Annotated in this window: 20 protein-coding genes; 5 read left to right on the top strand and 15 right to left on the bottom strand. The window is 70.4% G+C overall.

Annotated features, from left to right (window positions below; all coding sequences use genetic code 11):
- Positions 1 to 9: 9 nt before the first annotated feature.
- Both PV419_RS38205 and PV419_RS38200 read right to left on the bottom strand, forming a co-directional pair.
- On the bottom strand, positions 10 to 426 hold the full coding sequence (locus PV419_RS38205) for a VOC family protein (RefSeq protein WP_319696902.1): 417 nt from the start codon (positions 424 to 426) through the stop codon (positions 10 to 12).
- Between the two features lie 10 nt (positions 427 to 436).
- A complete protein-coding gene (locus PV419_RS38200; protein WP_319696900.1) occupies positions 437 to 865 on the bottom strand; it encodes a helix-turn-helix transcriptional regulator in 429 nt (142 codons plus the stop codon).
- A gap of 150 nt (positions 866 to 1015) precedes the next feature.
- On the opposite strand from PV419_RS38200, the gene PV419_RS38195 reads away from it, so the two are divergent.
- Both PV419_RS38195 and PV419_RS38190 read left to right on the top strand, forming a co-directional pair.
- On the top strand, positions 1016 to 1426 hold the full coding sequence (locus PV419_RS38195) for a VOC family protein (RefSeq protein WP_319696998.1): 411 nt from the start codon (positions 1016 to 1018) through the stop codon (positions 1424 to 1426).
- Between the two features lie 103 nt (positions 1427 to 1529).
- The gene (locus tag PV419_RS38190; protein WP_415925470.1) at positions 1530 to 3926 is read left to right on the top strand and encodes an ATP-binding cassette domain-containing protein; all 2397 of its coding nucleotides are present in this window, start codon (positions 1530 to 1532) and stop codon (positions 3924 to 3926) included.
- 120 nt (positions 3927 to 4046) lie between these two features.
- Here the strand turns inward: PV419_RS38190 and PV419_RS38185 are convergent, their stop codons facing one another.
- The 5 genes from PV419_RS38185 to ddaH form a co-directional block, all read right to left on the bottom strand.
- Entirely contained in the window at positions 4047 to 4727 is a 681-nt protein-coding gene (locus tag PV419_RS38185) for a hypothetical protein (protein ID WP_319696897.1), read from the bottom strand.
- A gap of 14 nt (positions 4728 to 4741) precedes the next feature.
- On the bottom strand, positions 4742 to 6913 hold the full coding sequence (locus tag PV419_RS38180; RefSeq protein ID WP_319696896.1) for a DUF6571 family protein: 2172 nt from the start codon (positions 6911 to 6913) through the stop codon (positions 4742 to 4744).
- Positions 6914 to 7101: 188 nt separating this feature from the next.
- Positions 7102 to 7464, bottom strand: a complete 363-nt coding sequence (locus PV419_RS38175) for a hypothetical protein (RefSeq protein WP_319696894.1) — start codon at positions 7462 to 7464, stop codon at positions 7102 to 7104.
- A gap of 222 nt (positions 7465 to 7686) precedes the next feature.
- Entirely contained in the window at positions 7687 to 8724 is a 1038-nt protein-coding gene (locus tag PV419_RS38170; protein WP_319696893.1) for a small ribosomal subunit Rsm22 family protein, read from the bottom strand.
- Positions 8725 to 9430: 706 nt separating this feature from the next.
- A complete protein-coding gene (gene ddaH, locus PV419_RS38165; protein WP_319696997.1) occupies positions 9431 to 10225 on the bottom strand; it encodes a dimethylargininase in 795 nt (264 codons plus the stop codon).
- A 176-nt stretch (positions 10226 to 10401) separates the two neighbouring features.
- On the opposite strand from ddaH, the gene PV419_RS38160 reads away from it, so the two are divergent.
- The gene (locus PV419_RS38160) at positions 10402 to 11004 is read left to right on the top strand and encodes a TetR/AcrR family transcriptional regulator (RefSeq protein WP_319696891.1); all 603 of its coding nucleotides are present in this window, start codon (positions 10402 to 10404) and stop codon (positions 11002 to 11004) included.
- A 23-nt stretch (positions 11005 to 11027) separates the two neighbouring features.
- Here the strand turns inward: PV419_RS38160 and PV419_RS38155 are convergent, their stop codons facing one another.
- Positions 11028 to 11888 carry a glycerophosphodiester phosphodiesterase gene (locus PV419_RS38155; protein WP_319696889.1) on the bottom strand — a complete coding sequence of 287 codons (861 nt, stop codon included), beginning with the start codon at positions 11886 to 11888 and terminating at the stop codon, positions 11028 to 11030.
- Positions 11889 to 12046: 158 nt separating this feature from the next.
- On the opposite strand from PV419_RS38155, the gene PV419_RS38150 reads away from it, so the two are divergent.
- Positions 12047 to 12790 carry a bifunctional DNA primase/polymerase gene (locus PV419_RS38150; RefSeq protein WP_319696887.1) on the top strand — a complete coding sequence of 248 codons (744 nt, stop codon included), beginning with the start codon at positions 12047 to 12049 and terminating at the stop codon, positions 12788 to 12790.
- Positions 12791 to 12934: 144 nt separating this feature from the next.
- Here the strand turns inward: PV419_RS38150 and PV419_RS38145 are convergent, their stop codons facing one another.
- From PV419_RS38145 to map, 5 genes are all read right to left on the bottom strand, one after another.
- Positions 12935 to 13840, bottom strand: a complete 906-nt coding sequence (locus tag PV419_RS38145) for a hypothetical protein (protein WP_319696886.1) — start codon at positions 13838 to 13840, stop codon at positions 12935 to 12937.
- On the bottom strand, positions 13791 to 14783 hold the full coding sequence (gene efeU, locus PV419_RS38140; RefSeq protein WP_319696884.1) for an iron uptake transporter permease EfeU: 993 nt from the start codon (positions 14781 to 14783) through the stop codon (positions 13791 to 13793). Before efeU ends, PV419_RS38145 begins: the two co-directional genes overlap by 50 nt.
- A 33-nt stretch (positions 14784 to 14816) precedes the next feature.
- Positions 14817 to 16106: an iron uptake transporter deferrochelatase/peroxidase subunit gene (efeB, locus tag PV419_RS38135; protein WP_319696996.1), complete on the bottom strand. Its 1290-nt coding sequence runs from the start codon at positions 16104 to 16106 to the stop codon at positions 14817 to 14819.
- Positions 16107 to 16194: 88 nt separating this feature from the next.
- Positions 16195 to 17322, bottom strand: a complete 1128-nt coding sequence (efeO, locus tag PV419_RS38130) for an iron uptake system protein EfeO (RefSeq protein WP_319696881.1) — start codon at positions 17320 to 17322, stop codon at positions 16195 to 16197.
- A 156-nt stretch (positions 17323 to 17478) separates the two neighbouring features.
- The gene (map, locus tag PV419_RS38125; protein ID WP_319696879.1) at positions 17479 to 18336 is read right to left on the bottom strand and encodes a type I methionyl aminopeptidase; all 858 of its coding nucleotides are present in this window, start codon (positions 18334 to 18336) and stop codon (positions 17479 to 17481) included.
- Between the two features lie 71 nt (positions 18337 to 18407).
- Here map and PV419_RS38120 point away from each other — a divergent pair, with 71 nt between their 5' ends.
- On the top strand, positions 18408 to 18647 hold the full coding sequence (locus tag PV419_RS38120) for a hypothetical protein (RefSeq protein WP_319696878.1): 240 nt from the start codon (positions 18408 to 18410) through the stop codon (positions 18645 to 18647).
- Positions 18648 to 18818: 171 nt separating this feature from the next.
- Here the strand turns inward: PV419_RS38120 and PV419_RS38115 are convergent, their stop codons facing one another.
- Entirely contained in the window at positions 18819 to 20132 is a 1314-nt protein-coding gene (locus tag PV419_RS38115; protein WP_319696876.1) for an MFS transporter, read from the bottom strand.
- 80 nt (positions 20133 to 20212) lie between these two features.
- Positions 20213 to 20818, bottom strand: coding sequence for a hypothetical protein (locus PV419_RS38110; RefSeq protein ID WP_319696875.1), 606 nt, complete (start codon positions 20816 to 20818; stop codon positions 20213 to 20215).
- Positions 20819 to 20867: the final 49 nt, after the last annotated feature.

The raw sequence follows: 20867 nt of genomic DNA, 5'->3' as shown, positions 1-20867 counted from the left end.
CCCCAGGGCTTACTTCTTGAGCGGCTGGGTGAAGCGCAGCAGGTTGCCGGACGGGTCGCGGAACGCGCAGTCGCGGAGGCCGTAGAACTGGTCCATGGGCTCCTGCAGCACCTCGGCCCCCGCGGCGCTGACGCGCTCGAAGGTGGCGTCGCAGTCGTCCGTCGAGAAGATGACACCGCGCAGCAGGCCCTTGGCCATCAGCTCGGCCATGGTCTGTCTGTCGGCCGGCGAGGCGTTCGGGTCGGCCAGGGGCGGCTCCAGGACGATGCTCACGTCCGGCTGCGAGGGAGCCCCGACGGTCACCCAGCGCATCCGCTCGAACTCGACGTCGTTGCGTACCTCGAGACCGAGCACATCGCGGTAGAAGGCGATCGCCTTGTCGGGGTCGTCGACGGCGATGAAGCATGTGGAAAGCCTGATGTCCATGCTGTTCACGCTACGGCCGAGGGGCGGGCCTCGCCTCTCCGTTTCTCACCGGCCGCGTGTGGATCTTGGCGATGCACGCCGGGATGGCGGCGCCGTGGTCATGGCTCCGGGCCCGGTAGGCGCTCGGGCTCTCGCCGACCAGCTCGGTGAAGCGCGAGCTGAACGACCCCAGCGACGTACAGCCGACCGCGAAGCAGACCTCGGTCACCGTCAGGTCGCCGCGCCGCAGCAGCGCCTTGGCCCGCTCGATGCGGCGGGTCATCAGGTAGCTGTAGGGCGTCTCGCCGAAGGCGGCGCGGAAGCTGCGGGAGAAATGGCCCGGCGACATCAGGGCGCCCTGCGCCAGCGCCGGGACGTCGAGCGGCTCGGCGTAGTCACGGTCCATCCGGTCGCGGGCCTGCCGCAGCCGTACGAGGTCGTCGAGGTCCTGCCGTTTCATTCGAGGAGTTTCGCACAGCAAGACCGCTCAGCAAGACCGCTCAGGAAGACCGCTCAGGAAGACCGCTCAGGAACCGATCAGGAATGGAGAAGCCCGGGTCACGGAGGCGTGGCTAGCGTGAATGCCATGAACAACGCCACGAACAACGCCATGGACATCACCATTCACTGGACCTTCCTCCCGCATGACGACCCCGACGCCTCCCTGGCCTTCTACCGCGACACCCTCGGCTTCGAGGTCCGCAACGACGTCGGACAGGGCAAGATGCGCTGGATCACGGTCGGCCCCGCCGGCCGGCCCGGCACGTCCATCGTGCTGGAGCCCCCGGCCATGGACCCCAGCACCACCGACGAGGAGCGCGGCACCATCGCCGGGATGATGGCCAAGGGCACCTACGCCCGCCTCACCCTGGCCACCCCCGACCTCGACGACGTCTTCACACGGCTGCAGGCAAGCGATGCCGAGGTCGTCCAGGAGCCGATCGAGCAGCCGTACGGTGTTCGTGACTGCGCCTTCCGCGACCCCGCGGGCAACCTGATCCGCATCAACGAACTGCGCTGACCCCGCTCCTTGCCGAGCACGACCCCGTCCGGCGTCAATGGGACGGGGTCGCGTCGACCGCGAAGGCGCCCCCGCGCAACACACAGACGGAGACACGATGAGCATGGCCAAGAAGCCGGACCCGCAGTCGCCCGCGCCGCACGATGCCGACAGCCACGACCTGATCCGCGTGCACGGCGCGCGCGAGAACAACCTCAAGGACGTCAGCATCGAGATCCCGAAGCGCCGGCTGACGGTGTTCACCGGCGTCTCCGGCTCGGGCAAGAGCTCGCTGGTGTTCAACACGATCGCCGCGGAGTCGCAGCGGTTGATCAACGAGACCTACAGCGCCTTCGTCCAGGGCTTCATGCCGACGCTGGCACGGCCCGAGGTCGACGTCCTCGACGGGCTGACCACGGTGATCACCGTCGATCAGCAGCGGATGGGCGCCGACCCCCGCTCCACGGTCGGCACCGCCACCGACGCCAACGCGATGCTGCGCATCCTCTTCAGCCGGCTCGGGAAACCGCACATCGGCCCGCCCAGCGCGTACGCCTTCAACGTCCCCTCGGTCCGGGCGAGCGGTGCGATCACCGTCGAGCGCGGTGCCAAGAAGGCGGTGAAAGCGACCTTCACCCGTACCGGCGGCATGTGCACACGCTGCGAAGGCCGGGGCTCGGTCACCGATCTCGACCTCACCCAGCTCTACGACGACTCCCAGTCGCTCGCCGAAGGCGCGATCACCGTCCCCGGCTACAAGGGGGGCGGCTGGAACTCCCGTCTCTACATCGAGTCGGGCTTCTTCGACGCGGACAAGCCCATCCGCAGGTTCACGAAGAAGGAACTGCACGACTTCCTTCACCGCGAGCCGACCAGGATGAAGATCGCGGGCATCAACATGACCTACGAGGGGCTGATCCCGCGGATCCAGAAGTCCATGCTCTCCAAGGACAAGGAGGGGATGCAGCCGCACATCCGGGAGTTCGTGGAACGGGCGGTCACCTTCACCACCTGCCCCGAGTGCGACGGCACCCGGCTCAGCGAGGGTGCCCGGTCGTCGAAGATCAAGAAGATCAGCATCGCCGACGCCTGCGCGATGCAGATCAGCGACCTGGCCGCATGGGTCCGCGGCATCGCGGAGCCGTCAGTGGCACCGCTGCTCACCGCGCTGCAGCAGACCCTCGACTCATTCGTGGAGATCGGCCTCGGCTATCTCTCGCTCGACCGGCCCGCGGGCACGCTCTCGGGCGGTGAGGCACAGCGCACCAAGATGATCCGCCACCTCGGCTCCTCGCTCACCGACGTCACCTACGTCTTCGACGAGCCCACCACGGGTCTGCACCCCCATGACATCCAGCGGATGAACGGCCTGCTGCTGCGGCTGCGGAACAAGGGCAACACGGTGCTCGTCGTGGAGCACAAGCCGGAGGTGATCGCGATCGCCGACCACATCGTCGACCTCGGCCCCGGCGCCGGAACGGCGGGCGGCACCGTCTGCTTCGAGGGCACCGTCGAGGGGCTGCGGGCCGGTGGCACCATCACCGGCCGCCACTTCGACGACCGGGCCTCGCTCAAGGAGACGGTGCGCAAGCCCACCGGCACGCTTCCGATCCGCGGCGCGCGGACACACAACCTGCGGGGCGTCGACGTCGACATCCCGCTCGGGGTGCTCTGCGTGGTCACCGGAGTGGCGGGCTCCGGCAAGAGCTCCCTCGTGCACGGGTCGCTGTGCCAGCAGCCGGGGGCCACCGACGAAGGCGTGGTGTCGATCGACCAGGGCGCGATCCGCGGCTCCAGACGGAGCAACCCGGCGACGTACACCGGACTGCTCGACCCGATCCGCAAGGCCTTCGCGACGGCCAACGGCGTGAAGCCGGCTCTGTTCAGTGCCAACTCCGAGGGCGCCTGCCCCACCTGCGGCGGCGTCGGCGTCGTCTACACGGACCTGGCGATGATGGCGGGCACCGCCACCACCTGCGAGGACTGCGAGGGTAAGCGGTTCGATGCCTCGGTGCTGGAGTACCACCTCGGCGGCCGCGACATCAGCGAGGTGCTCGCGATGTCGGTGACCGAGGCCGAGGAGTTCTTCGGCGCGGGCGAGGCGCGCACTCCGGCCGCGCACCGTGTCCTTGAGCGGCTCGCCGACGTCGGGCTCGGCTACCTCACCATCGGCCAGCCGCTCACCACGCTCTCCGGCGGCGAGCGGCAGCGGCTCAAGCTGGCCACCCACATGGGCGAGAAGGGCGGTGTCTACGTCCTCGACGAGCCGACCGCCGGCCTCCACCTCGCCGATGTCGAGCACCTGCTCGGCCTGCTCGACCGGCTCGTCGACTCCGGCAAGTCGGTCATCGTCGTCGAGCACCACCAAGCGGTCATGGCGCACGCCGACTGGATCATCGACCTCGGCCCCGGCGCCGGCCACGACGGCGGCCAGATCGTGTTCGAGGGCACACCCGCCGACCTCGTCGCCGCCCGCTCCACCCTCACCGGCGAGCACCTGGCGGCCTACGTCGGCGCATGATCGGCAGCGGGACGATCAGTCGGCCGGGCCCGTGGCGGCGCCCGGCCGACAGCGCCCCGCGCGGGGCGCTGTCAGGGGCCCCGGGGCGGGGACGGCGCCGGCGCGGGCGCCGGGGACAGGTCACTTCTTCGTGGCCTTGGTGGGGACGAGGGTCAGGTGGTCGAGCTTCTTCGGCAAGCCGCTTTCCTTGAGGCAGCCCATCTCCTCGGCCATTTTTACGGATACGGAGTGCAGGATGTAAGCAGCTTCTTTGTGCTCTTTAGCTGACTTGGAAAACAAAGCACCCGCTACCACCTGCAAAAGGGCCCCGTCGTTCTGGCTGGACGCTTTACCGTCGACCGGGCATGGGAATCCAGTCCTGGCATCGTACTCGAAGATCAAGGCGTCGAACTCCTTGAATTGCATCGGTTCGCCCTGCGTTGGGAACGATTCCAATGACTTACTCTTTCCCCATGCGAAATCGATGGTAAGAAGGGCGTTGCTCCCTCCGGGAGACTCCGCATCGCACAGTCGGTGTACCGTCCGCCTGCCGACCTTTCCCGCGTCTCTGGCGAGGGCATCGGCAACTTTGGAAAAAGAATGGAGAGCTGAGTCGTCCACGATGGAATCCTTGAATATGTTGGACCCAAAGCTCCTGGCGGCCTGCTTGTTCAGTGCGCTGTCGCACACAGTGTCCGGCGTAAGGAACGTCTCCTTATCGGGGGAGTTCTTGGCTGACTGTACGAGGACTGTGGCCACCAACATTCCTGCCGTGAAGAGAAACAGCAGCAGTTGGTTCCGCCTCATCTTGCGTTTGTTCATCGCGAGAACTCGTCTCAGTCCGTCACCGGTAGATTGCCGCCAAACCCTTGACTGTCGATTCCCTTCCCGTAGCCGGTATTTTGCGCTATTGTGAAACTGTTCTTCAGGTCACGGTATTGCTTGCCGGAAAGATTTCCGTCCGCCTTGATTTCTTCCAGTACGCTGCGCCCAGGCTTCCAAGACGCCTCGACCCCCATGTCATAGAGTCGGCTGACGTCGCCCTGGTAGACGGCGGAAAGGTCGCGGTGCTGGGATTTTGCGTAGCCGTCCAGATTGTTGAGCATGTTTTGGTTGATGGTGTGTTCGGTAGCCGTGAAACCAAGAGGGATCAGAAGCTTGGCAACTCCCTCGTCCGGCTTGGGTATCAGGCCGAGGGCGCCGCCCGTGATCGCTCGGTAGACCGCCTTCTCGTTCCCGACCCGGCGGTCGACCGCGGCGTTGTACGCCTCGTCCCGTGCCGCCCCCTCGGCCTTGATCTGGTCACCACGCCCCTTGTCGATGTTTCCCTGGACTTCCGCACCCGTTCGGATCGCTGTTTCCGCGTCGCCGGAAGAGATATCACCGTCGGCTTCGAGGGTTGGCGGGTGTGCATCCAGTACCGAGGTGGTGTACGCCTGCTGCGCCGCACCTATGTCGGCGTAGGCGTCCGGATCCTGGCCGACCGTGCCCAGGAATCCACTGGCGTCTTCCCAGCTGAAGTGTGCGCGGTCCCCAGGAGAACGCCCCGTCCCGTCCTGGGCGAACAGGGATTGATCGTCATCGCTTCCGTCCAGTCCCCAGTTGAGATCATCGATATACGCGGCGCCGATACGGCCGAGGCTCTTCCCGATTCCGTCTTGGTGGTGCATGAGTTGGGCGCCGTCCGCCAGTGTCTGCTTGTCGTCGTTGCCATCGGCCTCCCGGCCGTACAGCTCGATGACCTTCTCCGCCACCGCCGCCGTGTCCGCGTCGCGGTGGAGCTGTGGGTGGGGATCGTCGTAGGCCACGCCCATCGTGCCGGATTCCAGTGCGTGTCCCAGCGCCGTGTACCCGGCGACTTTCTTGGCGTCCAGATCCGCGTGGTCCTCGGGCCACTTCCGGTCCTCGGTGAAGTAGTCGAAGTTGCTGTCGTCCTTGAAGAACTCCGTGGAGGCGTCGGGATTGTGGCCGAGGGCTTCCATGAAGCCCGTCATCGGATCCGTGCCGGCGTCGTTCGCCGCGCCGTAGTGCAGCTGGAAGGGATCGCTGTCCCTCTCCCACGGGAGCACGTCTTCACGAAGTGTGCGGGGATTGCGCTGGCCGCTGTACTTGTCCTGCGTGTGCTCCTTCTCGAAACTGGTGAGTTCCTTCCCGTACTGCAGCAGGAAGTCCGACTCGAACCTGCCGTGCCGCAGCAGATTGCTCATGGCCTGGAAGCCGTAGACGCCCTGACCGGTGTGGCCCACGGTCTTCCCGCCGGCCGCGATGATGCCGTCCTCCCACTTCTCCATCGCGGGGCTTCCCGACCGGGTCGCCGTGGCGAGGGTGATGCCCAGGCTGTCCTCGAGCCCGCCGAGGAGCTTCATGCGCTCCTTGAGGTCCTTGGGCAGCCCGCCCCGGTCCCTGGGGTCGCGGCTGAACTGCTGTGAATTGGCCACGTCGGTGTAGAAGTCCAACGTGCCCTTGGGGCCGAGCTTGGTCGCGAAGCGCTCCGCGAACAGCGGGTCGTCACCGTTGTTGCGAAACAGCTTGTTGAGGTTCGCCAGCTCCTTGTTGGAGAGCTTGTCCCCTTTTTCTGCCAGCTTGAGGGCCGCGTCGGCCTTCTTGAGCGCGTTTTCGGCCTGGTCCAGCGACGTGTACTTCGCGTCGGCGAAGCCGTACGGGGTGCTGTCCACCAGCGTGCGGAGCGCTGTGGCGGCGGCGTTGTCCACCTCGGTGGCATTCTTGAGGATCCGCTTGATGTCCGCGCTCAGGGCATCGACGTCGCCCTGAGCGTGTTCCGGCAGCTGAGCGCCCTTTGCGGCCCGGTCGGGGTGGATGTTCATGCTGACGATCCAACCGTCACCGGAGGGCTTCACGGTGAGGTTGCGCTCGCGCTGAGCGGTGTCGATCCGCGTCTTGAGCTCTTCCCGGTACTTGATGAGATCGTCGCGGGCGTCCCGGAGGATGCTGTGGATGCTGGTGGCTTCCTTGACCGCGTCCTGGAACTCCTTCGCGGTCTTCGCCACGAAAACCCGGGAGACCGCGGCGTTCTCACCGGCCCAGTCGGCCTTCTCCGCCCGCTTGCTGAGCTGGGTGTCCGCGTCGTCGGCCAGGTCGGTGAGCTTGGTGAGCATCTGTCCCCAGTCGGTGACAGCCTCCCCGAGGCTCGCGAAATTACCTGACAACAGGGCCTCGAACTTCATGCGCGGCGCCCCTAGCGGAAGTTCTCGTCGATTTTGGAGATGCTCAGTGAGGTGGCGATGTGGTACTCGTCCCCCGCATGCGCCTTTTGTGTGTAGTCGAGGTGGTTCGAGATATGGGCGCACGCCTCCAGAAGGGAATCGACCTGCTTCTTCCACTTCTCGACGACATCGGTGAGCGCTGATCCGACGGCGAAGTCGTCCGTCAGGTCCTTGGCCGCCTTGCCGCTGGCCACCTTCGCGTGCTCGCCGTCCTTTTCGAGGCGCCCGTACAGCGTGAAGGCGGCGTCTCCGATGGCGGCCAGGTCCTTCGCGTGCACGCTGAGGTCGCCCCGGCCGCCGCTCGTCGGGCGGCTGTGCAGTTGGTTGAGACGCATGTGGGTGTCTGACTGCTGTATCGCGTCGGACCGCAGTTGAGCCCATTCCTCTTTGAATGACACATTTCCCCCCGGAAGGCATTCGACTGTTGTGGTGTACACGCCGTCTTCGGGGGAGGTTAATGGTCCGGCAGGTTCGGCCGCACCCCGGTTCCATTTCCGTGCGTGTCTGGTCGATTGCGGTAGGTGTGCCTCGGAGGTGAGGTTATTCCGGCAAATGGGTCATTGGGTCGGGCTGGCGGTGTCCCCCTCGCCCGTGGCAGCCGGCCAGGCGTCGCCCCAGTCGGCGTCGCGGGCCGCGCGGTAGCGGGGGCCCTGGCGCTTGGTGACGGTCTCGCGGCGCAGCCCCTCCGGGGCGCACAGGTCGAGCAGCACCTGGCCCTTGCGGAGCTGCGGGCGACGCACCACGCGGGCGTCCGCGAGCGCGGTGGGGAAGCGGGCCGCCGCGACGTACGCGAACTTCTCGTCCTCGTACGGCAGCGAACCGCCCTTCACCTGCCGGTGCAGCGATGACCGGCTGACCCGGGCCGCGAAGTGGCACCAGTCCGCGCCCGGCTCGATCGGGCACTGTGCGCTGTGCGGGCACGGGGCCACCACGCGCAGCCCCGCCGCCAGCAGCCGATCCCGCGCCTCGCGGATGCGGAGGTAGCCGTCCGGGGTGCCGGGCTCGATCAGCACCACGGCCTGAGCGGCCCGGGCCGCCGCGTCGACGACGGCGCGGCGGTCGGCGGCGGTGAGCTCGCCGAGCACATAGGAGACGGTGACCAGGTCGGTCCCATCGGGGAGGAACAGCCCGTCGCCGATCGCCTGCCGCTGCCAGCGCACCTCCCGCAGCGCCTCGACGCCCCCGCCACGGGCCAGCTCTTGGCCGAGCGCCAGCGCGGGCTCGGCCCAGTCCAGCACGGTGGTGGCCCGGCCGCCGTCCGGCCAAGCCGCGGCGGTCGCCCAGGTGGCCGCGCCGGTGCCACCGCCGATGTCGACATGGGAGGCCGGACTCCACCCCGGCGCCCCCGCCCGGAAAGCGGCCAGCGCGGAGCGCACGGCCTCGAAGGTCGCGGGCATCCGATACGCCGCGTAGGCGACGACGTCGGACCGGTCGCGCAGCACAGGCGCGTCGGTCGGCGTCCGCCCCCGGTAGTTCTCGATCAGCCGCCCCGTGGCCTGGGCGGCCTGCCGGGCCGGCAGCCCATCGAGCAGACCAGCGAGCGCGGCGCGCAACGTCTCGCCCGTGCGGGCGTCTTCGGCGGCGGGGGCGTGCATCCGCCAAAGTTTACCGCCCACGCGGCAGGCCCTTAGCGGCCCGGAGCACCCGAAGGCCCGGCCGCGCCCCGTCCGCGCGGGCGCGGCGGTGTGCTCCTGCGCTGTGCGGTCGGCAGTGCCCTGGCTCGCGCCAGCGGGTTGGTCCCGCCGCTGCGGAAGCGGTGTACCGGGTGCCCGCCCCGTCACCTGCTTCCGTAACCCGCCGCCGGGTTCGGCCGCTCCGGCCGCCTGGGCCTCCGGCCCGGCGCCGGGTTCTGGGGGTGGCGCCAGCGCTCCGGGCGGGGGTTTCGGCCGCCCCAGCGGGGCCCGATCGACGAACCGTCCCGGCGATCCGGGCCTTGGGCCGCCGCCCGCGCCGGACCTGCTGCCGGGCCCGGCCCAAACCCGGCTGCCTGGGCCTGCGGGCCACCGCCCGGTTCGGCGGTGGTCTTCCCGGGCCCGGGCGCTGGGCGTGGCGCCAGCGCTCCGGCAGGGGCTCCGGCCGCCCCGGTGGGGGACGGGCGGCCAGCGCCGGGGAAGGGCGGCCGGTGCCCGGTCGACGCCCCGCCCCGGCGACCCGGGCCTTGGGCCGCTGCCCGCTGCCGGGCCCGCTGCCGGGCCCGGCCCAGCCCTGGCCGCGCGGGCCTCCGGCCCAGCGCGGGCGGCGGCCCGGGCGCTGGTGCGGCGGCAGCACTCCGGCGGGGGCCGGGCGCGCGGGCCACCCGGGCTAGCGGCCCGGATCTCGGAGTTCCTGCGTGCAGCACTTCACACTGCCGCCGCCCTTGAGCAGCTCGCTCAGGTCCATCGCGATCGGCTCGTAGCCCCGCTCGCGCAGGGGGCCGAAGAGTCCGGCCGCTGCCTGGGGGAGTACGACATGGTGGCCGTCGCTGACCGCGTTGAGCCCGAGGGCCGAGGCGTCCGGCTCCGTGGCGATGATCGCGTCGGGGAAGAGGCGGCCGAGCGCGGCCCGGCTGCCCGGGGAGAAGGCGCCGGGGTAGTACATGATCTCCGTGTCCGTCGTGTCGTCGAGCACGCACAGCGCCGTGTCGAGGTGGTAGTAGCGCGGATCGACGAGATCTAGGCCGATCACCGGGCGGCCGAAGAACTCCTGCGCCTCGAGGTGCGAAAGCGGGCTGCTGCGGAAGCCGCGGCCCGCCAGCAGCCAGGACGCGGTCACGGCGAAGTCGCCCTCGCCCTCGTTGACGTGCTCGGGCTCGCCCACCGCCGCGTAGCCGTGGGCGCGGAACCACTCCAGGTGGGCCGCCGCCTCGCCGGTGCGTTCGGGGTGGGCGAAGCGGGCGCCGAGGACGCGGCCGTCGACGACGGTGGCGCCGTTCGCCGCGTACACCATGTCGGGGAGGTCGGGCCGGGGCGCGAGTTCCTCGACGGTGTGGCCGAGGGAGCGGTAGCGGTCGCGCAGGTCCTCCCATTGGGCGAGCGCGAGCGGGAGGTCCACGGGCTTGGCCGGGTCCATCCAGGGGTTGATGGAGTAGGTGACCCGGAAGTGGGTCGGCGGACACATCAGATAGCGGCGCGCGGTGGCGCGGCGCTCAGGGGTACGCAAGGACAAGGATGGCTCCTCACGGGATTGCAGGCCCGTACGGATCGTCGTACGCGGTCCTGGACATATGGTGCGCCCCGGCGCCCGCGCGGGGCATGAGCCGAATGGATGGTTTCGGGGTCGATAGGTTGTCCGCCATGGCCGACAAAGCAGCGCCCGACTCCGCCCGCCGCAGCGAACGCTCACGCCGGGCGATCCTCGGCGCCGCCCTGGAGCTCATCGGCGAGATGGGCTACCCCCGGCTCACCGTCGAGGCCATCGCGGCCCGCGCCGGGGTCGGCAAGCAGACGATCTACCGCTGGTGGCCCTCCAAGGCCGCGGTGCTGCTCGACGCCTTCACCGCCCAGGGGGAGACGCCCGAGGGCGGCGAGCCCGCGCTGCCGGATACGGGGGACCTCGAGGCGGACCTCAAGCTCGTGCTGCGGGCGGCCGTCGACCAGATGAACGCGCCCGCGTACGACCTGCCGGCCCGCGCGCTGACCGCCGAGGGCCTGGTGAACCCCGAGCTCGGCGCCCACTTCGTCGCCCGGGTCCTGGAGCCGGGGCTGCGGCTGCTCGCCGAGCGGCTGCGGGCCGCCCAGGACGCAGGGCAGGTCGCGCGGGACGTCGACCCGAGCGTCGTCGTCGAGCTGGTGTGCGGCCCGCTGACCCACTGCTGGCTGCTGCGCACCCGTCCGCTCACCCATGAGTACGCGGACGCGGTGGTGGAGACGGCGCTGCGGGGGATTCTCAAGAGGTGATCAGCGAGAGCTGATCCGCAAGATCAGCGCGCGGTCCGCGTCAGCAGCGTCGGCGCGTCCGTGATGATGCCGCCGCAGCCCAGCCGCAGCATGCGGTCCCGCGCCTCGGGCGTGTTCACGGTGTGGGCCCACACCCGGCGGATGCCGGAGGCCACCGCCCGCCGCAGGTCCTTCTTCCGCGCCTGGTAGTCCACGTCCAGCAGATCCACGAACCCCCGCCATGTGCGCGGCCGGTCCTTGCGCAGCTGCAGGGCCGAGCGCCACAGCTGTGTCAGCAGCCCCATCCGGTGGGCCTGCCGGGCCACGCGGAGGTGGTTGGTGTTGACGAAGACGGAGCGGGTCAGGCCGCGCGCGTGGATCATCGCGGACAGGTGGGGCAGGCTGTCGGGGTCCTTCGCCTCCACCATCAGCACCCTGCGCCCGCCGAAGCGGTCCAGCGCCTCGCCGACGGTCGGCGGCGTCTCGGGCAGCCACAGGCCGGGCAGCCGGGAGCCCGGCCGTAGCCGTATGGTCCGCCACTGGGCGGCGGTGAGCGACTTCACGGGGCCGGTCGAGTACGTCGTACGGTCCAGCGTCGCGTCGTGCATCACCACGAGCGTGCCGTCCCGCAGCATCCTGGTGTCGAAGTCCAGGACCTGGGCGGCGGCGCGTTCGTAGGCGGTGGTCAGGCCGGACATGCTGTTCTCGGGGACTTCCAGGGCGCCGCCGCGGTGCGCCACGTAGGTGATCGGCGGGAGCGAATCGGCGGTCGGGGACCCGTCGCGCCGCCCGGCCGGGAGGGTCGGCACGGCGGTCGGCACGGCGGCCGGTGCGGTGGCCGGCACAGCGGCCGGCACGGACAGGGTGAGGACCGCTATACCGGTCAGTAGAGACCTCGTGACCATAAAGGGAACGCTAGGGGCGCCAGTTCGGTTATGCCTGATATCCGCACCCAGAGGGGGGTCCTGGGCACCCCGGATGCGGACACCGGCCACCTCCGGAGCAGGATGGTGGCAGCATTGGCTGGGTATCCGGCCGTACCGGTGGGGAAGCGAGGCGGTAGATGGAACGCAAGGGCAGGTTCTCCCAGTGGCTGCGCCGACCGCGGAGCGGAGCGGGCGGCGACACAGGCACGGGGACGGGCGCGGCCGATGCCCGCGAGGATCTGCTCATGGCCGCTGCCGCCGCCGGGTTCCCGCTCGCGCCTGCGGCCTACCCCTCCGGCTACGGCTGTTCCTGTGACCGCATCGGCTGTCCGACCCCGGCCCGGCACCCCGTCTCCTTCGCCTGGCAGACGCAGGCGACCACCGACCCGGAGAAGGTCGCGCGGTGGCTGCGGAGCGACTCCGAGGCGAACTTCATCACCGCCACGGGCATCGCCCATGACGTGCTGGATGTGCCCGTGGCCGCCGGCCGGCCGGCCCTGGAGCGGCTCGGCGAGGCCGGTGTCGAGGTCGGGCCGGTCGCCACCACCAGCGCCGACCATGCGCGGGGGCAGGGCCGCATGCTGTTCTTCACGGCCACCCGCGGCACGCCGGAGGACGAGGACGAGTGGTGGCCGTGCGAGCTGGACTGCCACCCCGAGACGATGGACGAGCATCCCGGGCTGCGCTGGCACTGCCGGGGCAGCTATGTGCTCCTGCCCCCCGCTCGGCTGCCGGGGGACGGCCGGGTGGCCTGGCTCCTCGGGCCGGAGCGGCCGCTGCCTGACCCGCTGTCACTGCTGGAGTCGCTGACCGACGCGTGCGCCCGGTTGGCGGACGAGGGGCACGAGCACGAGTCGCACGCCTGGCCGATAGGACGGTGAGGGGGCGGCACGCCGACCGTACGGTGACGCCGACCGTACGGTGACGCCGACCGTACGGTGACGGGGCCGTACGCCGACCGTACGGTGATGCCGACCCGACCGTGACGCCGGCCGGGGCCACGCTCACCACCGGCGGAGCGGGCCTTACTCGCCCTTCGCCGCCGTCACGCCCTCCAGCCGGTTGAGGAACACCACCTTCGGGTCCGCCGCGTCCTTCGCCGGGACCCGTACCGCCGACTCCGCCACCCGCGTCAAGGTCACCGACTTCTTCGCCTCGCCGGTCATCAGTGCCTTGATCTGCGGGGTGGGGTTGGGCCGGTAGCCCTTGGCCATGGTCTGCTTCTGCCGGTGGTGGGAGGTGAAGAAGACCAGCGCCCCGCCGTCGCTCAGGCGCAGCCCCACCGGGGCGTAGCGGGCGCCCGCCGCGGCTGTGTCGATGTACTCGGTCCAGAACTTCGGGGTGCGCAGGAACTTCTTCCGCGAGGTCCGCAGCCCCGACGTCGCCTGGCCGTCCGCGAAGACCTCACCCTTGCCGTTCATCAGATAGTCGGTGTACTCGGCGCTGAGCTTGTCCGGCTCGGCCGCCAGCTTGGGCGTGGCCCCCTCGGCCGGCACGGGCTTCGCCCAGCCGTCCTTGTCGACGTCGAAGTCGGGCACCTCGTCCTGGCTGAGGAGGGACAGATACGCGGCCTTCCACGGCTCGTCCGCGCCGCCTCGGGTGAAGACCAGCAGCCAGCGGTTGTCGTCGCGGTTGCTCTTGGTGTCCGCGACGAAGAACTTCGGCCAGCCGACCTGCTTGGGTATGACGTAGTGCGCGTCGTTGAGCTTCAGCGGCGGGTATTCGGGGTTCCCGCCGGGCTTGTCGGCGTGCTGTGCCTTCAGGTCGGCCGCGCTGATGTCCAGCAGCGGGCCGGTCTGGACCTGGTTCGCCAGCGCCGGATCCAGCTCGCGGTAGGACTTGTTGTAGGTGTCCAGGAACCGCTTGAGCGCCTTCGGCGCCTCATCCTTCGCGACGGACGGGATGTTCTCCCGCTCGCCGTGCACCGTCATGCAGCCTGTCAGCGTCATCGCCAGCGTGACCGCCACCGCCGCCGCTGCCGCGGCTTTCGGAACTGCGCTCTGCCGACGCTGTGACCTGCGCGTCCTGCGTGTCATGGGGCGTGGGCTCCTTCGGGACTGCTCTGGACGGCGCAACCCTACCGGGGACCAGGAAGAAGGCGAGCGTGGGGACCAGATACAGCAGCCACACCGAGACCTGGAGAACGGTCGGATCCGGCTGGAAGTTGAAGACGCCCTTGAGCAGGGTGCCGTACCAGGAGTCCGGCGGGATGGTCCCGCTGATGTCGAAGGCCAGGCTGTGCAGGCCGGGGACGAACTCCGCCTCCTGCAGGTCGTGGAAGCCGTACGCGAGCACGCCCGCCGCCACGACGACCAGCATGCCGCCGGTCCAGGTGAAGAACTTCGCCAGGTTGATCTTCAGCGCGCCGCGGTAGAACAGCCAGCCCAGCAGCACCGCGGTGAGCAGCCCCAGCGCCGCCCCGATCAGCGGCCGCGGTGTGCCGTCGTTGCCGGCCTGCACCGCCGCCCACACGAACAGCGCGGTCTCCAGGCCCTCGCGGCCCACCGCCAGGAAGGCGGTCACCACCAGCGCGCCGGTGCCCATCGCGAGCGCCGCGTCCAGCTTGCCGTGCAGTTCGGCCTTCAAGTGCCGGGCGGTGCGCCGCATCCAGAACACCATCCAGGTCACCAGGCCGACCGCGAGGATCGACAGCGAGCCGCCCAGCGCCTCCTGCGCCTCGAAGGTCAGCTCCTGCGAGCCGAACTGCAGCGCCGCGCCGAACGCCAGGCTCACCGTGACCGCGACGCCGATGCCCAGCCAGACCGGGCGCAGCGCCTTCTTGCGGTCGGTCTTGACCAGATACGCGACGAGGATGCAGACGACCAGGCTGGCTTCCAGCCCTTCGCGCAGCCCGACCAGGTAGTTGCCGAACACGAGGTTGGCCTCTCTCTTCTCTCCGCGGTTCGCTCAGCTGAACAGCGCCCGTCCCCACCAGTCGTCCGCGTCGCGGACGCCCGGCGGGACGGCGAACAGCGCCGAACCCACGTGCTGGATGTACTCGTTGAGCGCGTCGCTCTGCGCCAGTCGCTGCTGCACGGGCACGAACCCCTGCCGCACGTCCCGCTGGTACGCGAGGAAGAACAGCCCCGCTTCCAGCCGCCCCAGGCCGTCCGTACCGTCGGTGAAGGAGTAGCCGCGGCGCAGGATCCGCGCCCCGCTGTTGGAGTCCGGGTGGGCGAGGCGGACATGTGCGGTGGGCAGCATCGCCTTCAGGTTCGGCTCGTCGCGCTCGCGCGGCTTGCCGATGGGCGCGCCCTCGCCCTTGGTGCGCCCGAAGACGTCCTCCTGCTCCTTGAGGGAGGTGCGGTCCCAGGTCTCGATGTGCATCCGGATGCGGCGGGCGACCACGTACGAGCCGCCGGCCAGCCACTCGGGGCCCGTCTTGGCCCCCACCCACACATGCTTGTCCAGGGCCGCGGAGTCGGTGCCCGCGATGTTCCGGGTGCCGTCCTTGAACCCCATCATGTTGCGCGGGGTCTGCGCGTCCGGCGTGGTCGAGGACGTCTTGCCGAAGCCCAGCTGCGACCAGCGGATCGCGACCTTGCCCATGCCGATACGGGCCAGGTTGCGGATCGCGTGCACCGCCACCTGCGGGTCGTCCGCGCACGCCTGGACGCACAGGTCGCCGCCGCTGCGCGCCGCGTCCAGGTTGTCGCCGGGGAAGGCGGGCAGGTCGATCAGGGCCTCCGGGCGGCGCCCGGCGAGGCCGAAGCGGTCCTTGCCCTTCTTGTCCTTGAAGAGGGTCGGCCCGAAGCCCACGGTCAGGGTCAGCCGGGACGGCTTGAGCCCCAGCGCCTCGCCGGTGTCGTCCGGCGGGGCCTCGGCGAGCCCGCCGACGGCGCCGCCGCCGACCGCGTGGCCCTGCGTCATCCGGGCGGCCGCCTTGGTCCACTCCTTCAGGAGCGCGATCAGCTCGTCGCGGTCGTCGGTGGTGACGTCGAAGGCCGCGAAGTGCAGCCGGTCCTGCACGGCGGTGGCGATCCCGGCCTGGTGCGCGCCGTAGAAGGGCACCGCGGCCCCGCTGTCGGCCACCGGCTGGGCGGCCGCGTCGGAGCCGCCGAGGGCCACCGCGGCGCCCCCGCCGGCGGCGGCGCCGAGCGCGAGCCCGGCGCCGCCCCAGCCGAGCAGCGCGCGGCGCGAGGGGGCGGTACGGCGCGCGGAAGCGGGCTCGCCGGCCCGGGGTCCCTCGTCATCCATGGACGGTTCGGGCGTGGACTGGTCGCTCACGGATTGGTCGCTCACGGACTGGTCGGGCGTGGACTGGTCGGTCATGGTCGGCGCGCCCTTACTTCGCCACGGCCGCGGCGAGCTTGGACAGCGGCTCGGCCAGGGCGTTGACCGCGTCCGACAGCTCCTTGCGCTTGGCCTCGTCGACGGTGTCGTACGACACGAACCCGTCGCCCTCGCGGTACTTGTCGAGGAGCTTCTTCACCGCCGCGAACTGCTTGTCCAGGTCCTTGGTCAGGGCCGGGCTGTTCTGCGAGGCGACCGGCTTGAGCAGCTGGTATGACTTCTCGGCGCCATCGACATTGCCCTCGAAGTCGACCAGGTCTGTGTGGCTGTAGCGCTCCTCCTCGCCGGTGACCTTGCCGGTCTGTACCTCGTCGAGCAGTTCCTTGGCGCCGTTGGCCATGCCGGTGGGGGTGATCTCCGCCGTGCCGACCCGCTTCTGCCAGTCCTTGAGGTCCGCGATCAGCTGGTCCGCGAGGGTCTTGTCCTCGGCGGTGATCTTGTTGTCCTTCCACAGGGACTTCTCGAGCCGGTGCCAGCCGGTCCACTTCTGGCCCTTGGCCAGGCCGTCCTCGCGGATGTCGACCTTCGGGTCGATGTCGCCGAAGGACTCGGCGACCGGCTCGGTGCGCTCCCAGCCGACGCGTGAGGGCGCGTACGCCTTCCTGGCGGCGTCCAGGTCGCCCTTCTTGACCGCGTCCGCGAACGCCTGCGCCTTCGGCAGTGTCTCGTCGGCCTGCGCCTGGGCATAGGCGCGGTAGTCGGCCACCGCCTTGTCCAGCTTCGGATTCCGCTTGGCGACCTTGCCGCCGGTCACGGTCACCTTCTGCCGGATGCCGCGGCCCTTCATGCCGGGCTTGCAGGCGATCTCGTAGGTGCCCGCCTTGATCTCGGCGGTGATGTTGGCCTTGAGGCCGGAGCCGATGTTCTCCCGCTCGGTGACGATCCGGTCGCCGGGCGCGTAGACGTACACCTCGGTGACCTTGGAGCCCTTGTTCTCCACCGCCAGCTTGACGTGTCCGGCCGGGAACTTGGTCTTGGAGACCTCGCACTTGTCGTTGGACGCCGTGATCAGGATCGCGTCGGAGCCCTTGGCGTCGGACTTCTCGGCGCAGCCGGACACGGCGGCCAGCGAGGCCACCGCCGCGATGGCGGTGACGGCGGAAGAGCGGGCGGCTCTCATAAACGGACTCCAGTCGAGATCGGGCAGCATGCCGGCATGGCGACATGTCGAGACGGGGCTGGATAGGCCGCCCTAACTTAACTGAGGCTTACCTACCCGACTCCAGCTCAGCCCCAAGAATCCGTAAGCTAAGAGTAAAAAATCGGCAATACGGCCCTACGGGAGGGTCAGAATCTCCGCGCCGGTCTCGGTCACCACGAGCGTGTGTTCGAACTGGGCCGTCCGCTTCCGGTCCTTGGTCACGACCGTCCAGCCGTCGTCCCACATGTCGTACTCGTAGCTGCCCAGCGTCAGCATCGGCTCGATCGTGAAGGTCATCCCGGGCTTGATCTCGGTGGTGTGATGCGGGCTGTCGTAGTGCGGAACGATCAGGCCGGAGTGGAACGCCGAGTTGATGCCGTGGCCGGTGAAGTCGCGGACCACGCCGTAGCCGAAGCGCTTGGCGTACGACTCGATCACGCGGCCGATGATGTTGATGCGGCGGCCCGGCTTGACCGCCTTGATCGCGCGGTTGAGGGACTCCCGGGTGCGCTCCACGAGCAGCCGCGACTCCTCGTCCACCTCGCCGCACAGATACGTGGCGTTGGTGTCGCCGTGCACGCCGCCGATGTACGCGGTCACATCGAGGTTCACGATGTCGCCGTCGCGCAGCACGGTCGAGTCCGGGATCCCGTGGCAGATGACCTCGTTGACGGAGGAGCACAGCGACTTGGGGAAGCCGCGGTAGCCCAGCGTCGAGGGGTACGCGCCGTGGTCGCACAGGAACTCATGCGCCACCCGGTCCAGCTCGTCCGTGGTGACCCCCGGCGCGATCCGGCTCGCGGCCTCCGCCATCGCGCGCGCGGCGATCCGCCCCGCGATGCGCATCCGCTCGATCGTTTCGGCGTCCTGGACCTCGGACCCCGTATACGGCGTCGGGCCCTCTTTGCCGACGTACTCGGGGCGGGGGATGGAGGCGGGGACGGCGCGGGAGGGGGAAAGCTTTCCCGGGACAAGAAGCGACTGGCCAGACATGTCAGCGAGTGTATCGGCGGCGCATCGGGCAGCATGGCGGGAAAGTGGAGGGAACAGGGAGGGAGGCCGCGATGGCGCTGTTCAAGAAGCGGACCGTGGGGAAGCCGGGCGAGTGGTACTACTGCATCAGGCACCAGAAGGTCGAGGAGGGCCCGGAATGCCGGGCGGCCGACCGGCTGGGGCCGTACCCGAGCCGCACCGAGGCCGAACACGCGGTGGAGCTGACCGCGGAGCGGAACGCCGAGTGGGAGACCGACCCCCGATGGCGCGACGAGCCCACGCGGGGCGAGGGCACACGGGACAGCGGCTGACCACAGCGGGCCGACGGTGCGGCGGAGCCGCAACGCGGGCCCCGTTGGGGCCGTGCCCGGACGACCCGCGGGCCGCGCCGGACCCGCCGGAGCCGCGTACCCGTGCCCTGCCGCGGCGCACCGGGCCCCGCCGCGGCCCTGCTCCTGAGGCTGCCGAAGCCGCGCCGCGGGCTACGCCGCCGTCGCGGTCGGCGCCTCGCGCCGCTCGCGGACGCGCCGCGCGTGCTCGTCCGTCCTCGCGTCGTACGCCATGAGCTTCGGCAGGGCCAGCGCCAGCAGCCCGATCGACGCGACGCACGCCAGCCCGCCCGTCCACACCGAGGCCCGCACCCCCACCAGCCCGGCCATACCCCCGGCCCGGACCTGCCCCAGCTGCGGCCCCGTCGCGTACGACAGCAGCTCGATGCCCGCCAGCCGCCCCCGCAGCTCGTCGGGGATCGTCTGGTTCCACATCGTCGAGCGGAACAGCCCGCTGACCATGTCCGCCCCACCGGCCACCACCAGGCACAGCAGCACCAGCCATACGTTCGGCAGCCATCCCGCCACGGCCATCGCCGCGCCCCACAGTGCCGCGCTCAGCACGACCATCCGGCCGTGCCGGTGCACCCGGGAGGCCCAGCCGCTGGTCACGCTCACCATGATGGAGCCGACCGACCCGGCCGCGTACATCAGCCCGAGCGACCAGGGCGCGTCCAACTCGTCGGCGAGAAAGGGGAAGATCGCGTTCGGGAAGGCGAACAGCATGGCCGCCATGTCCACCGCGTACGTGCCCAGCAGCTCCTTGCGCCGCCAGGCGTAGCGCGCACCCTCGGCGATCGCCCGCAGCGACGGCTTCTCCGCGTCGTGGGCGGGCGCCGCAGGCGCGAGGCCGAGCCCGAGGAGGACCGAGACGGTGAAGGTCAGCAGGTCCAGGCCGTAGGCGAAGGGCAGCCCGGCGTACGCGACGACGATGCCCGCGAGCGAGGGGCCCGCGACGGCGGACAGCTGCCAGCGGAGCGAGCTCAGCGCGGCGGCCGCGGTGAGCTGGTCGTGCGGGACGATACGGACCGTGATCGAGTCGAGGGCCGGGCGCTGCAGCCCGGTGAGCGCGCTGGTCAGGGCGGCCACGACATACAGCGGCCACAGCATGGGGTCGGGCAGCAGGCTGTTGGCGAGCAGCAGCGCCGACAGCAGGCCGAGGCCCACCTCGGTGAGCAGGATCAGCTTCCGGCGGTCGACGGCGTCGGCGAGCGCCCCGCCGTACAGGCCGAAGACGATGAGCGGCACCAGCTCGACCGCGCCGATCGCGCCGACGGCGAGGGCCGACCCCGTCAACTCCTTGATCTGCAGCGGCAGCGCCACCATGGTCAGGAAGCTGCCGAAGGAGGTCACCAGGCCCGCGGTCCAGATCAGGCGGAAGTCGCGGGAGGAGCGCCAGGGCGCGAGATCGGGCAGCAGGGCGCGCCGCCGCGCCCCCGGAGGAGGGGGATGCTGATCGTCGGTCACAAGGGGACATGGTCAGGCGCCGCGAGAGCCGCCGACAACCGATTTCTTCGCAACTGATTTCTTTGCGCCAGGGTCCGTACTCACCAGGGCGCCGGTGGCGGGGCCGTCAGCCGGTCGGCCAGTCGGGCGAGGCGGTCGTGGAAGCGGTGGCGGGTGCGGGGGGTGGGAAGGCCGGGATCTCCGGCGGCCGCGCTGACGAGGTGCTGGAGGGTGTCCAGGCCGACGTCCGCGTCGGTGGGGGCGGCCAGCGCGTCGTGGGCCAGGGCGTGGAGGTCGGCGTGGCCGGCGTCGAGGGCGAGCACGGTGGCCCCGCTTCGGCGGGCGTCGTGCACCCGCTCCAGCAGGCCGGGCCCCGGGTCGTCCGGGGCGACCACGAGCAGGGTCTCGCCGCGTCGGGCGCACTCCAGCCGGTCGAGGCCGACGGACAGGTGGGCGGGGGCCGCGCCGTGCGGGATCCGGTGGCGTACGAGGGTGGGGGAGAGCTCGGGCAGGCCGGACCAGGCGGCCTCGTCGTCGAGGTGCGCGGCCAGGTGCCAGGGTTCGTACTCCTCGCTGCCCACCAGCAGCAGCCCGCCCCCGCGGGGCCCGACCGAGGCCCGCAGGGAGCCGGCGAACCGGCGGGTGGCCCGGAGCCACTCGGTCCCGGCGAGCATGTCGCGCAGCAGCGCGACCCGTACGGCGTCCATGGCATCCGGATCCTGCCGTGGCGTGCGGGGCGGCGGGGGCGTATCGGGG

The organism is Streptomyces sp. ME19-01-6 (assembly GCF_033793745.1).
In the GTDB taxonomy this organism is placed as follows: domain Bacteria; phylum Actinomycetota; class Actinomycetes; order Streptomycetales; family Streptomycetaceae; genus Streptomyces.
Note: the sequence above shows the minus strand (reverse complement) of the source record. Positions and strands in the feature narration are given on the sequence as shown.

Bases quoted from the DNA above. Each gene is read 5' to 3' on its own strand.
- PV419_RS38200 (WP_319696900.1), bottom strand. From the start codon at position 865: ATGAAACGGCAGGACCTCGACGACCTCGTACGGCTGCGGCAGGCCCGC.
- efeO (WP_319696881.1), bottom strand. From the start codon at position 17,322: ATGAGAGCCGCCCGCTCTTCCGCCGTCACCGCCATCGCGGCGGTGGCC.
- PV419_RS38145 (WP_319696886.1), bottom strand. From the start codon at position 13,840: ATGACGGTGCACGGCGAGCGGGAGAACATCCCGTCCGTCGCGAAGGAT.
- PV419_RS38150 (WP_319696887.1), top strand. From the start codon at position 12,047: ATGGAACGCAAGGGCAGGTTCTCCCAGTGGCTGCGCCGACCGCGGAGC.
- PV419_RS38110 (WP_319696875.1), bottom strand. From the start codon at position 20,818: ATGGACGCCGTACGGGTCGCGCTGCTGCGCGACATGCTCGCCGGGACC.
- PV419_RS38155 (WP_319696889.1), bottom strand. From the start codon at position 11,888: ATGGTCACGAGGTCTCTACTGACCGGTATAGCGGTCCTCACCCTGTCC.
- map (WP_319696879.1), bottom strand. From the start codon at position 18,336: ATGTCTGGCCAGTCGCTTCTTGTCCCGGGAAAGCTTTCCCCCTCCCGC.
- ddaH (WP_319696997.1), bottom strand. From the start codon at position 10,225: ATGTGTCCGCCGACCCACTTCCGGGTCACCTACTCCATCAACCCCTGG.
- PV419_RS38185 (WP_319696897.1), bottom strand. From the start codon at position 4,727: ATGAACAAACGCAAGATGAGGCGGAACCAACTGCTGCTGTTTCTCTTC.
- PV419_RS38190 (WP_415925470.1), top strand. From the start codon at position 1,530: ATGGCCAAGAAGCCGGACCCGCAGTCGCCCGCGCCGCACGATGCCGAC.
- PV419_RS38170 (WP_319696893.1), bottom strand. From the start codon at position 8,724: ATGCACGCCCCCGCCGCCGAAGACGCCCGCACGGGCGAGACGTTGCGC.
- PV419_RS38175 (WP_319696894.1), bottom strand. From the start codon at position 7,464: ATGCGTCTCAACCAACTGCACAGCCGCCCGACGAGCGGCGGCCGGGGC.
- PV419_RS38205 (WP_319696902.1), bottom strand. From the start codon at position 426: ATGGACATCAGGCTTTCCACATGCTTCATCGCCGTCGACGACCCCGAC.
- PV419_RS38120 (WP_319696878.1), top strand. From the start codon at position 18,408: ATGGCGCTGTTCAAGAAGCGGACCGTGGGGAAGCCGGGCGAGTGGTAC.
- PV419_RS38160 (WP_319696891.1), top strand. From the start codon at position 10,402: ATGGCCGACAAAGCAGCGCCCGACTCCGCCCGCCGCAGCGAACGCTCA.
- efeB (WP_319696996.1), bottom strand. From the start codon at position 16,106: ATGGATGACGAGGGACCCCGGGCCGGCGAGCCCGCTTCCGCGCGCCGT.
- PV419_RS38195 (WP_319696998.1), top strand. From the start codon at position 1,016: ATGGACATCACCATTCACTGGACCTTCCTCCCGCATGACGACCCCGAC.